10 protein-coding genes are annotated in these 12721 nt (G+C 57.3%); 4 read left to right on the plus strand and 6 right to left on the minus strand.

Going from position 1 to position 12721, the window contains the following annotated elements; translation table 11 throughout:
* Positions 1-350: 350 nt before the first annotated feature.
* Both OHL16_RS17915 and soxR read right to left on the minus strand, forming a co-directional pair.
* The gene (locus OHL16_RS17915) at positions 351-1691 is read right to left on the minus strand and encodes a phospholipase C (protein WP_263368571.1); all 1341 of its coding nucleotides are present in this window, start codon (positions 1689-1691) and stop codon (positions 351-353) included.
* 260 nt (positions 1692-1951) lie between these two features.
* Positions 1952-2398 (minus strand): redox-sensitive transcriptional activator SoxR, encoded by a 447-nt coding sequence (gene soxR, locus OHL16_RS17920; protein ID WP_263368572.1) that lies wholly within the window; start codon positions 2396-2398, stop codon positions 1952-1954.
* A gap of 101 nt (positions 2399-2499) precedes the next feature.
* Between soxR and OHL16_RS17925 the strand changes: the two genes are divergently transcribed.
* The 3 genes from OHL16_RS17925 to OHL16_RS17935 all read left to right on the plus strand — a co-directional run bounded on the left by OHL16_RS17925 (position 2500) and on the right by OHL16_RS17935 (position 5303).
* Positions 2500-3312 carry an SDR family NAD(P)-dependent oxidoreductase gene (locus tag OHL16_RS17925; protein WP_263368573.1) on the plus strand — a complete coding sequence of 271 codons (813 nt, stop codon included), beginning with the start codon at positions 2500-2502 and terminating at the stop codon, positions 3310-3312.
* Entirely contained in the window at positions 3309-4382 is a 1074-nt protein-coding gene (locus tag OHL16_RS17930) for an S-adenosylmethionine:tRNA ribosyltransferase-isomerase (protein ID WP_263368574.1), read from the plus strand. The genes OHL16_RS17925 and OHL16_RS17930 overlap by 4 nt, the downstream gene beginning before the upstream one ends.
* A 423-nt stretch (positions 4383-4805) precedes the next feature.
* Positions 4806-5303: a thiamine pyrophosphate-dependent enzyme gene (locus tag OHL16_RS17935; protein ID WP_263368575.1), complete on the plus strand. Its 498-nt coding sequence runs from the start codon at positions 4806-4808 to the stop codon at positions 5301-5303.
* Positions 5304-5686: 383 nt separating this feature from the next.
* Here the strand turns inward: OHL16_RS17935 and OHL16_RS17940 are convergent, their stop codons facing one another.
* From OHL16_RS17940 to nusG, 3 genes are all read right to left on the minus strand, one after another.
* A complete protein-coding gene (locus tag OHL16_RS17940) occupies positions 5687-6745 on the minus strand; it encodes a VWA domain-containing protein (protein WP_263368576.1) in 1059 nt (352 codons plus the stop codon).
* A gap of 17 nt (positions 6746-6762) precedes the next feature.
* Positions 6763-9897, minus strand: coding sequence for a hypothetical protein (locus OHL16_RS17945; RefSeq protein WP_263368577.1), 3135 nt, complete (start codon positions 9895-9897; stop codon positions 6763-6765).
* Positions 9898-10500: 603 nt separating this feature from the next.
* Positions 10501-11022 (minus strand): transcription termination/antitermination protein NusG, encoded by a 522-nt coding sequence (gene nusG, locus OHL16_RS17950; RefSeq protein ID WP_263368578.1) that lies wholly within the window; start codon positions 11020-11022, stop codon positions 10501-10503.
* Positions 11023-11369: 347 nt separating this feature from the next.
* On the opposite strand from nusG, the gene OHL16_RS17955 reads away from it, so the two are divergent.
* A complete protein-coding gene (locus OHL16_RS17955; protein WP_263368579.1) occupies positions 11370-11765 on the plus strand; it encodes a response regulator in 396 nt (131 codons plus the stop codon).
* On the opposite strand, the gene OHL16_RS20145 is transcribed toward OHL16_RS17955, so the two are convergent.
* Positions 11714-12490, minus strand: a complete 777-nt coding sequence (locus OHL16_RS20145; RefSeq protein ID WP_317891091.1) for a Crp/Fnr family transcriptional regulator — start codon at positions 12488-12490, stop codon at positions 11714-11716. The genes OHL16_RS17955 and OHL16_RS20145 overlap by 52 nt on opposite strands.
* Between the last annotated feature and the right edge of the window lie 231 nt (positions 12491-12721).

Consider the following 12721-nt stretch of genomic DNA (forward strand, 5'->3'; position numbering starts at 1 on the left):
CCGTACCCTTCCAATCCTCCCTATAAAAGTCTATCCACCGCTCAAAGAGGTTCCGTGTGCCATTCGCTGTCGTCGCGGTGTTAGCCGCTGGCGCGTTTGGAACTTGCTGAGCTTCGGCGCAACACACGCCTAGGAGCGAAATACCGACAATTCCTGCTACCGCGAATTTCCTCAAGCCTCCTCCAGCAATCTCAACTCGTGAGAGATACCACTCAAGACTACTTCCTGAAAACACTGCAACAGAACTCACTCTATGGGAGGACCAATATGAAATCCGTAAGAACGCTTGACGCGACCCGGACCCTGGTCGCCTTCCGGAACCATTCCAGCGTAGGACACCACGCAAAAGACTACCTGGGCGCGCTGGTTAGGTCTCCGACCATGGCGCGGCGCCAGGCGCTCAAGTTGGGCACTTCAGCACCGAACAGAGTCTCGAGGAATCGCAACACCGAAGTGTGATCGAAGAGGTCCGATGACACGAACGCGCCTCGACTGAACGGCGAGATGATCAGCATGGGGACGCGAAAACCCAATCCAATTGGGCCTGTGATCGTTGGACTGCCGGTGACGGTCGGGTCCGGTATCGCGGGCGCGGTCACATATTCGCCTGGCGTGCCGGGAGGTGCCGTCACCGGCGCAACGTGATCAAAAAATCCGCCGTTTTCATCGTAGGTAACAAGCAAAAACGTCTTTGCCCACAGTGCCGGGTTCGCTGTTAGAGCACTGACGATGAGAGAAAGGATATTCTCGCCAAATATCGAAGGCGAAGGCGGATGATCCGAAGTTAGAACCGACCCCACCAGCCAAGAGACCTGGGGCAAATTCCCAAGTGCCACATCGGCCAGGAAGTCGACGGGGAACTGTGGTCCGAATGCATTCTGATGCAGAACCGATGCAGGATCCTGAAAAGTTTTGAAGTAGGAGAGAACATTGTCCGAGAGAATCCCGCCGAGCACAGTCTCATCAGGCGACGAGTAAACCTTCCAGGAAATTCCCCGAGCCTGGAGCTGCTCGGGCATTGTCGTATATGTCAGACGGCCGTAGACGGCTGTGCGGTTTGTGACGATGGTCTGCAAGATCGGTCCGCCGTTTTTTCCATCCGGGTCGAGGGAGGCCGCCATCGTGTAGAGGCGATTCGGGTCGGTCGGGCCCATCACCGAGCAAAAATAGTTGTCGCAAATCGTGAAGGCATCGGCCAGAGCGTAGTAGTAGGGAAGGTCGACGCGAGTGTAGTAGCCCATACCTAATACGGCGTCGTTGGAATCGATCGGAAGACGCGAGCTCACAAAACCGTCCATGGCGCCATTGTTCCAGCTCTGATGCTGTGGCACCCAGTCGTGGGTGATGTCGTGCGTGCAGGCTGCATTCGTTTTAGAGGTGTCTAAGTGGAATGGCAAGAGTACCCCTACAGGCGAGCTCGTTGTGTTCGCCGGATCGGGTTGCTGGAATGCCGTGCTTCGATCAGAAAATCCACGGACGCCCCGGTAGCTTCCAAAGTAGTGATCGAAAGAGCGATTCTCCTGAATCAGGATCACCACATGTTCGATGTCAGTTAACTTGGAGCAAGCGGGCGAAACGGAAGGAGAGGTGACAGAACTGCCGCCGCAACCATCCAATCCCAAAGACGCCAGCTCTGCAACAACAGTGGCAGCTCCGAGTCTTAATAGTTCCCGGCGAGTGAAATTCTGCATAGGCTCTAAATTTCAGATGCTCTCTCCAGGAGCAAAGGTAGTATCGGTTATCAAGTCCTGGTTGGCACCTGCGCAACAGGACTATTTGATTGGAAATGCGGGCATCCCGAATCCAACGACCAAGGGGGGACCGAAAGTACCGCTCCGCGAAACGAGGGTGATCCGGTTGCGTCATCGAGCGGATCACGGGCAACCCTGAAGTAATCCCAAGGTAAGAGTTGCCGACAATTCAGGAGTTCATTCGAATCGATGCACTTACTTTAAAGTCTTTTGTCACCAATCCAATAGCGAGGACCGGGACCGAATCGGCTGGCCCGATCACCAGGGTTGGCAAGTTGACAGTCATGTAGTGACAAGCAGCCGCAACCAATGCATCGGGTGAGACCCGCCCGGAGGCGCTCGAGCTCAGCAATCCGCTCATCAATACGCTTTGTCCAACTCGCAGAGATTTTCGCCCAATCCGTGCGTTCTGGCACGCGGTTCTCCGGTAACTTCGCCAGCTCGACGCCGACTTCTTCGAGCGTCAGACCCATTCGCTGAGCGAAGACAATGAAAGCAATCCGCCTAAGAACCGCCCTCGGATACCGACGGTGACCTGAGCCCGCACGTTCGGACTTGACCAGGCCTCGCTCTTCATAGAACCGGAGCGCCGACGCGGCAACGCCACTTCGACGCGCAACCTCGGAGATTGTAAGCAAGCCGGACATAAGGGAAGACTAACGGGATTTGCGCTTGACTTCAAGTTGACTTGAACTTGTAGTTTGAAGACGTGTCAGATCGTAACGCCTTTTCGGCAGAAAGAACTCTCATGAATATCCATCACAAAGCTGTCGACTCTATTCCGTCTCCGCCCGCCCCGGCAGACGACCATCCGTTCAACCCGTTCCCCCATAGTCGAGTCGCTGTTACCGGCGGCACATCCGGCCTTGGCCTAGCCCTCGTCCGCGAACTGCTGAATCGTGGCGCGGAGGTCGCGCTCGTCGCGCGTGGCCAGGACAGGGTGAAACGTGTCGTGCAGGAGTTGTCGGACGCACACGGCATTGTCGGTGACGTGTCCCGGAAGGAAGATACACACCCCATTGCGATGCAGGTCGTGGGTGCGCTTGGAGGACTTGATGTTCTCATCAACAACGCATCGGACCTGGGGCCGACGCCGTTGAAGCTATTGGGCGATACGGAGTGTGAAGACTTTGAGCGTGCACTCGCGACGAATGTCCTCGGCCCTTTTCGGCTGACGAAGGCGCTGCTTGGCTCGCTGGGTGCGTCCGCGCGGGAGGGCCGCGGAGCGGTAGTGGTAAACGTGTCGAGCGATGCCGCGGCGAACGCTTACCAGCGCTGGGGGGCTTATGGCGCGAGCAAGGCAGCACTACTTCATTTGAGCCGCATCTGGGACGAAGAACTCCGTTTGGAGGGAGTCCGCGTTCTCTCAATCGATCCAGGCGACATGGACACACCCTTGCACGCTGCTGCGGTGCCGGATGCGGACCGCTCAACGTTGAAGCGTCCGGAGGTGGCAGCCCGCGAACTCGCTGACGCGGTCGCTGCCGTGCTGTCGCGGCGTGTCTCGGATTTGGACTCGGATTCGGATTCTGAGGCGATAGCACAAGAGGCAACGGGATGATTGCCGCCAATCTTCCAGTCCAGCGCCCGTCCAACGCGAAGGTACTGATCGTTGACCGTCGAGGTCATATCAAGCATCAGGCCCGGTCCGAGTTCGTGAACCTATTGCGCCGCAGCGATGTGGTGGTTGCGAATGACGCTGCTACCTTGCCGGCGAGTCTTTTCGGACAGCATAGCCGCACCGGCCGCCAGATTGAAGTACGTCTTGCGGGCCGTGACTCACTCGATGAGGTCGGGCAGTTTTCTGCTGTCGTCTTCGGGGAGGGTGACTTCCGCACGCGCACAGAGAGTCGGTTGAAACCCCCAGCCTTGATTCCCGGCGACCGACTGGAGTTAGGGCGGCTACGGGCGACTGTCGCACGATTGCTGAATCATCCGCGCTTGATTTTGTTGCAATTCGAGGGCTCGCCACAGGAGATCTGGGAGGGGTTGGCCCGGCACGGGCGACCTGTCCAATATGCCCACCTTCCGACCCCACTTGCCATTTGGGAAACTTGGACATCAATAGCCGGTCCACCAGTCGCCTTCGAGCCGCCTTCAGCTGGATTTGTTCTTGACTGGAGCATGCTCGCATCCATGAGCGCACGGAAAATCCGGTTCGGAACAATCACGCATGCAGCTGGGCTTTCTTCGACCGGCGATCCGGAGCTGGATGCGCTCCTGCCATTCGCCGAGCCGTACCGGATTCCCCGATCAACTGCGTTGATGATCAAGCAGGCTCAGGCGTCACACGGACGCATCATTGCCATCGGGACTACGGTTGTCCGGGCACTGGAACATACGGCTGCAATGTTTGGCGGCGTCGTGCCATCCGGCGAGCGGTTGGCGACCCAGAGACTCGGCGCCTCCAGCAAGCTGTGTATCGTCGATGCAATTCTCTCCGGCACCCACGAGCGGGGCACCAGTCATTACGAACTGCTGCGCGCCTTCGTCGATGATGAAATACTGGGCCGCATTGACCAGGAACTGAATGCTCGCGACTATCGCACACACGAGTTTGGCGATTCAGTGTTCCTCGAAAGAGCCGCCAACCGAACGTGCCACTCAGCGCAGCCATCTGTCGCCGCATGACTGCATGTGACACCTCAAGCGCTCCGTCAGCCTCCACGAAATAGTGCGCTTAGGCTGATTGGTCCCGAGTGACGGGCAAACCGGAAGTTTCCTGGAACCGGGGTCGAAATGTCCGTATTGCCGACCACCGGGAGCCATCGCAGAGCGGCTCGAATCCCTAATGCCAAGTCCGCCCACCTCTTCGAGCAGCGCTCACCTAGCCGTTACTGCCGATGAAACATGAGATCAAAAGCATGCTAATATCCCCGTCAATATGACTGCGAGCCCACCCCTCATTATTCACTCGGCAGCACGGGCGCGCTGACGAAGTTCCCTAACAGTCAGCAGACGTAGCAGTAGTTGTCTTTAGGTGAAGTCACTCTCGCAGGAAAAAGAGAAGGCGTTAATGGAACCTCAAGCGAGTGACGTGATCGCGGCATCGGCGTGATCGGCGACGGATCAGCCAATTACGCTATCACAGGTCTCTGGTCCGCGGCGCACTATCGTGTGCCCGCCACTTTCGTGATCCTGCGCAACGACGAGTACGGCGTGCTGAAGTGGTTCGCCGGCGCCCTGAAGGCAACTGGCCTGCCCGGCATGGACTTGCCGGACATCGACTACTGCGCCATTGCACGGGGCTTTGGCGTACGAGCCGTTCGCATCGACATAAGCGATCAGCCGGTGACCATCAACGACACTAGCAGACTTCGCCCAGGCGATGTGCCTCTGCCGCACGGTCCAGATCTTGGCCCTTCAATCGTGTGGCCTGCTGGCGGGGCTGGTGACTCGTATGTTCGCAAGTTTGAGCTGGCCTATCTTTACGATTTAAGCGCGCCCGGCAGGTACACCGCCTACGCGGAGGTTATGGACCCGTCATCCCATCGATGGCTGCGTACCAAAACGGTGACCTTCGAGATGACGGCGGTACGGAATAATCTCTAAATAGAGTGCGCCGGACGTATCACCGGCAATCCGGAAGTAATTCTCATTTGGCGATATCAAGGGCGATGCACTCATTGAGCTTAGCGAATCGACAGCGATCCGACGTCTACACTATGAGGTCTCAAGCCGTCCGCGTTTTTTGTCGGTCATGTTGCGTTGTCATCGGAGGGACTTATTAACCGGTCCAACTTGGGTCCAACTTGGGTCCAATAAGGATTTCTACCGATTGTTTTCGGTTCGAAACCGTTGTGTCTTGCACATCTAAGTTATTGAAAATGCGTGCTATAGCATTTTCGCAACGAGGAGGTCAGCGGTTCGATCCCGCTCAGCTCCACCAGAGATGAGATTTATCCGTCGGCCGAACGCTTTTGCGTTCGGCTTTTTCATCGAGCGACGGTCTGCGCGTCTGGCGCGGGGAAGGTCGCCGTTGAGACCTGCGCCTGTTGGAGGCGGTATCCATCCCGCGTGCGCACGCGGTATTTCTGCAGACGATCGCCGACGAGCTTGACGGAGATCGAGCGCCAGCCATGATTGGCGTTCGGCTGCGGGTAGTAGCTGAGCGAGTAGAGGTGCGCGAGATCGTCACGGATCGAGGAGAAGGCCTTGGTTTCATCGCCCCAGCTTCTGGAGAAGTAGGCCTTGCCGCCGGTGGCTTTGCTCATGCGTTCAAATACGGCTGATGAGACCGGTTCAGTTTCCGCGGCACGTGTGCTGACCATGTAGATGATCGTTCCCGTGGACTGGGCCAGCTCCGCTACGTCTTCCGGGGGGACCAGGCTGGCATTGTCGGGACCGTTGGAGAAGACGACGATCGCCTTCTTGCCGGTGAACTGGGCCGCGTCTTTGACCGTCATCAGGAGGGAGTTATAGAGAGCGGCGTCGTCCCCGGCGACCGTGCTGCGGACGCCTCGCAGGACCTGTGAGCGGTCAGGAGTGAGCGAGACGGCACGCGAGAGGTTGCGGCTATAGGAGTAGAAGGCCAGTTTGCTTGCGTCTTCAAGCTGGCGGATAAAGTCGGCGATGGCGTCCTGCGCGAAGACAAATCCGCGGTACATATAGTTGCTGGTGTCGAAGAGGATGAAGACACTGGCTCCGGTGATTGCCGGGCGTGAGATTTCGCTTAATACTTTGTCCTCGACCGCCCGGAGCCCATCTTTGGGCGGTGTTTTGCCTTTGGAGGATGTGTTGTCGATCAGCATGCGTGTGGGCTCGTTGCCCTCCTCGAATGTGGCGATCTTTTCGGGGATCTTATCCTCGGTGATGGCGAAGTCTTCCGGGCGAAGGCCGCTGATGTAGTTTCCGTTGCGGTCGGTCACGGCGACGTTCAACTGCACGAGAACGACGTTCACGAAGATTCGCGAATCGTCCTGGGCCACAGTCCCGTGTGTGCCACTGTAAGAGAGGGTCAGAAACAGAGGGAGCAATAAGAGTTTCTTCGTCATTGTTTTGCCATGGGTTCTCATTTCTCACCACCACTTTCGACTTGTGCGGTCGCTTTTGTCGCTGGTTGCAAGGCGAACTTGCCTTGCCGAAACTCGTCTCCTGTCTCTTCCATGGCGCGCTCCACTGCAGGCCAGTCCTCGAGCTCAGTGGCGAAGATCTTCGCGGCCATGCGATGCGTCAGTTGAGGGGCAAAATGATTGAGCATCACGGGGGAATAGCCCATCTCATCGACCAGGCGGGCCCAGTAGAGATTTGTGGACTCCCATGACTCGCCGAAGAGGCGGCTGGAGTCTCCTCCAAAGGAGGGGAATGGCTTCACGTTCAGGAGTGTAGAAGCGTAGGTTCGCGCAAGGACTGGATGAGGCACGCCAAAGTCCTTCGCGAGTTGCTCCACACTGGTCTCAGCCGGGTCGGTGCGGGAGAGGGCCTCCAGTTGCTGATTCGCTGTCCCTAGAGAGGCGGCCTCTCCGGGATACATTTTGCGGTACTCGACTGCGAGGAAGAAGGTGTCTGTGGGCATCAGGTGATAGAGGATTGCCACCGGATCCTCTGCATTGACCAGCGCCTGCTGGAGATGCTCCATCCGCTGTGGGCTCATTCGCGCCGAGAGAATGGCGGTCACCTTGCCGCGCAGTTCGGGGTTCTTCGTCGATGCGACGAGGATCTCCTCCCCCGATCGCTGATATAGTGCGACGGCGTGAAGCTCGTTGGGGCTGATGTCCCACCACCGCGGCACTGTGGCGCTTACCAGAAGGGCAGGCACCAGCTCTTTCCAGATGAGGGCTTGAACGTTCTCCGGAACAATGAAATCCTCCTCGGTCATGGCGAGGGCATGTGGCAGGTCAGATAAGGAACCCATCAGATAGGCGCCGCCGCCGGCGGGGGTGCCTATGCCGAACAACTGCGGAACCTGCCAGTAGCCTTCAGGACCGATGATGGAGATCCCTGAGAAGTCATGGGAGCGGACGAAGAGCGAGTTGTTGTGCAGGACCTGAGCTCCCGGCGGTTCGTAGTAAGCGTAGTTGAGGCCGACAAGGGTGTCCCTGAGAAAGGGGGCGAGCTGGCCACGGGCTGCGTCGAGTTGCGCCGGTGTGCCCGGTCCTTTGATGACCTTGGTCAGGTCTGTGCGAATCTGCAACTCGGCGTGATGGGTGACGTAAATTCTTGGCGCCCAGGAGATCTTTTCGCTACTCGTAAAGATCGGGCGAGGCATCTCAAATTCGCGAAGTTCTCCTGCTAGAGCCAGTGCGTTTGGAGGGGCATGGGCCCCCTTCGCCATGGCTTGCAGGTCATCGGCGAGAGCGAAGAGCGTATCGAGTGAGACGAGGCGCTGGTCTTCGAGCACAGTATGGATTCTGGCAGCCAGCTCCGCGTGCATGGCCTGGCCGTCGGCTGTCTTCTGAGGCGGTCCTGCCAGCAGGTCGACGATTCCGCCCTCGGTTGGCTTCGGCATGCCGCAAGCCGCCGTGATCGCGGTAAGCGAGGCACGGGAGGCGTCGAAGAGTTGGATCGAAGAGGAGACCTTGGCATAGGGAGCAATCATCTTCTGCCATGACGCGTTCATTTGATCGGCAGGAATTTCCCCCTGCCGCGCGAGGACCTGCCACAATCCGATGTTTGCCTGAAGGGCACCGAGAGCATTTCCACGGAGCGCCTGGTTTGAGATCCCATCGGTTGCATCGGCAGCGGCCATGAACTGCGCGATGGATTCGTCGCTCAGCTGCGGGAACTCCGAGAAGACCAGGTACCAGCTGCCGAACTGAGAGAAGCGATCCGCCAGCAGGCGCACGGTCGCCGGCGACAGGCGGCTCTGGGGGGATTTTCCGCTGTCGATTGCACTGAGCATGAGGTAGCTCTGAAGCGGTCCGCTGTCGGTCTCGACACGCGACAGGGAGACCATGGCCTCAAGCAATTGCTCAGGGCTGTCCAGGTTGTGACCATGCTTGCCGAGATTGCGAAGAACCTTGGAATCGGCCTTGTCGCTGAGAATCCCCTTCCATGTGGCGAGATCGCCCGGGACAAGTGGTTCGCCGTTTGGCTCCCACTCGACGCGGGTTAACAAGACGAGGAGACCGGGCGCCCGGCGGAAGATGCCTGTGCCCGCGCTGGCGTCAGGGAATGGCTCCTTGAACGCTTCGTAGAGGCGTTTGAAGCGAGGGCTTTCCAGGAGGTGCTTCTGCTGCTCCGGACTGACGCGCGCCATGGCATCGAAATAGGCGGCGAGCCAGCCATTGTCCTTGGAGAACAGATGGCTTGCGAACTCCCCGGAGGATTCCGGGCTCGCCCCTACCAAGTCTTTCCAGGCTGGCTCGGCGGCGGCTCCACCGGGTACAGCCACGTGCCCTGAAGAGATGCTGAGCTCGCTGCCGTAAAAGTTGAGAATGGCGCTGGACGGAAGCAGTTTGGGAAGCCCGGGCGAGCGCTCGAGCGAGCGGGCAGTGTCGTCGTCGATCTTCGCCATCGCCCAGTAAAGACGCGCCACGTCCGGATTGCGCACCATGAGCTCTACGAGGTTCCCAGATGCGTGTTTCTTCCCGGCACCTAGGGGCAACCAATTGCTCTCTCGGAACAACACAGGCACACGAGTGGAAGGGTATGAGTAGTCGAACGGAATTCCCTTCTGTAGGTCCTCCTCGAATTCAGAGAGGGGAAAACCTGAATCGATCGTGAGGAAGGCTCGCTCGGCGTTGGCCGTCGAGAGGACGATCTTCTTCTTGTCCTCGCAGCCTTGAAGCAATCGGTATCCGAGGATTTGAAGCAGCGTGCCTGAATCGTCACAGTTCGACACGTGAATGGTGTTGCGTGAGCCTGCCAGGATCTGAAGCTCCCGCGCCTGCTGCACGTAACGATCGAGCAAGAGAAGAAACTCGGTTGGCTTGCCGACCTGATAGCCCTCGATGTAGACGTTGCGAGCGAGGAGGGGAAGCACGTCCTCCGGCGACACTTTCTGGCTGATGCCTGCCATGCGAAGGAATGACCGGAGGGGGCCGGGGATAAAAACGCCTTCTCCCGCAGGAGATCGCGATGGACGCGCCTCCGGCTGATGGGATAACGATGGTGCCGATTGAGGCAGGGCAGCAGGCGGATAGAGGCACAAAGACACAATGCCTGCCGCGGCCACGACGACGAGCGGACGAAGAGGAGACGTCATGAGGGAACACCTCTCCAGAACCTTCTGAGCGACGGCATAGCGACCCGAAATTGCACCAGGCGCGGCGTCACGATGCCGCACTCAATCTATACCTGGCCTACAAAGATACCGCTCTACCGTCGTGTCTTTCCGGTTCCTTTTGCCTTTGGTCGGAAAATATATACCAACTGAATCCCAATGCCAGACTATTTGGTCAAGCTGATGTAAAAGATTTCCTGATCGGCCATCCGCCACGTACTGTACTCTCCCCGTGGAAAGATTTGCCAGCGTATGTTGATCGCATCCAATGCGGTTTTGTGCCGCCGTAAGCGCGATTGTGGTTTGCCAAGTTCCGGGGGCATGGAAGGCTTTGCTATCAATGCGGGAGGGCCTTGGCGAGCAGCTGGGCCGAATTGCCGCAGGGTGTCTTGCCCCACCTTTTCGTTTGAAGTGCAGCGCTTGCTCGCCAACCGCCAACAAGGTTTAGGGCCGCCCGGCCCCCTGGCCCCGACGGGGCCGTCCCCGGAGGGCTGTCAGGAGCCATGTGGAGGCATCCCCTCGGGGGGAGAAGCGCTCGATGCAGTCCATGTGCTGTTGCAGAACCGTTTAGGGCGAAAACATGCGTCAACTGGCTAATTGCGCCTCTGCAGCATCCATCTCGAGCAGCATCGCGCTCTGGATCAGGTCCAACGTGACAAGCAACCGCATCTTTCCCTTGCGCTGAAGGATTTTACCCTCCAGCCCAGCAAAAGGTCCGGACGTAATCCGCACGTGTTTGCCGGCAGTTAAGTAGGGGTATGGCTTTGCTTTCCAGGTTGACAAGGATGACTGAAGTCTTTCAATCTCCTCATCTGGGAGAACTGCTGGACCGCCGTCAAAGCTCACCAGCCGAATTATTCCGGGGCGTGAGAGGACCCGTACCCGGTCGGACAGAAGCATCCTGACGAACACATATCCTGGAAAAAGGGGAAGCTGCACTTCGACTCGGCGATGATTCCAGTGGCGCACAGAGGAGTAGAGAGGCAAATACGACTCGACTTTCTGACTAGCGAGTCTGTGTGCGACAGCTTTTTCGTGTCGAGGCACAGTGTAGGCAGCATACCAGCGTGGTCTCAAATCATTTTCCACCAGGTGTGTTGTTTCCATGGCCTCGCCCTTTCTCAATCCTGCTGCCAGAACTCCGGCAAGCCAATATTGCTCAGCGAGTTAGATATTAGCTATTAGAGAATAGCTATGACTTGTTTCAATCTAGCAGTGGACCTATTTCCTCCTACCGCCCCGAGATAACGTGTCCTCAGATTATTCGCATATCCACAATGTCCGTCAGTGTGGTAGCGCACATGGCGACGAGAATTAATGGGAGTAACCCGAATTTCCACTTCTTGTGTAATTCAATGCACAGACGGCGATGTAGATGAGTTGGTATATGAACGACTCTGAGGAATTTATCTCAGGAAGGACATTGACCGCATCGAAGACAGGATGAAGCGATTATGACCTTTGAACAGCCACAGCTCCCGATCGTCCTGGTACTGGAAGATGTAGACGAGACACGTTACTTAATTGAGAAAATGCTGGTAGGAAGTGGTTACTGTGTAGCTCTAGCGAGGAACGAGGACGATGCCATTGTGATGGCCAGATCCCACACTCCCGATCTGATCCTGATGAGTCTGGGCCTTGGAACCGATCGGCTCATTGCAGCCGCCCATCGTATTCGCCAACAAGCCGCCCTCAGCGAAGAGGTTGGGGTCGTCATTTTTTATGTTCCGACCATTCCAGAAGGGGCTGAGATGGAGGTTGATAAGAATGTTTACCTGACTCGGCCGGACAACTTTAATCAAGTTAGAGATCTCCTCCAAAGGCTTCTCTGTAAAGCCTCCTGCCGCTGAGGTTGCTTCCTTTGACAAGCCCCGACCAAGCGATCCATCTCGTCTTCGACGATGCTATAGCATTCACAAACCGTCGCTTCCAGGCCTTTCCGGTCGAGGACCTTGATATGGCCGCGGGAATAGTGGATCAGGCCAGCGTCCTGCAGTCGCCCAGCTGCTACGGTCACGCTCTCCCGTCGTCCGCCTACTAAATTGGCGATGAACTCCTGCGTCATTAGGATCTCGGAGCCATAGACGCGGTTATGGCACAATAGCAGCCATCGGCAGAGACGCTGCTCTATAGGGTGCAGCCGGTTGCAAACAGCCGTTTGTGAGATCTGTGTAATGAGCGCCTGAGTGTAGCGGAGCAGGGTGCGTTGAAATGTACCACCACGCGCAAACTCCTCTTGCAGTACCTTTGCAGGCATTTTCAGAGCATGGCCGCCGATCTGCGCCACTGCACGATGTGGGATATTACCGCCGCCAAGGAATAGGGCGACGCCGATGACTCCTTCATTTCCCGCGAGAGCCATCTCAGCGGTTGAACCATCTTGCATTGTGTAGAGACACGAGACGACACAGGTCGTCGGAAAGTAAGCGTAATCGATCCGCTCACCGCACTCATATAGCACTTGTCCGAGCTTAAGAGTCGCGTGCTCGAGGTGAAGGCGGACATATTCCTCTTCTGAAAGAGACCACAGAAGACGGTTTCCTATAGGGTCTTGCGTTCCCAAGGCTCTGAACATCGAAGACTCCAAGCTGATCGACAACCTCGACTCTTGTTTCTAGTGATCGGCCCGGGTTCCAATAAAAGGTCAGTCAATCCAGCCAGTAAATTTGACGACGCTGTATCCCATTTGCGAGTCCGTCCCGTATCCCACCTGCGAGTCCGCCGCTGTATCCCACCTGCGAGTCCTTACTCTATCCCAAGTTAGAGATCTTGACTAGTGGTTAAGGTCAGAGGAAACAGATATGCG

It is taken from the genome of Edaphobacter bradus, from assembly GCF_025685645.1.
GTDB lineage: Bacteria > Acidobacteriota > Terriglobia > Terriglobales > Acidobacteriaceae > Edaphobacter > Edaphobacter bradus.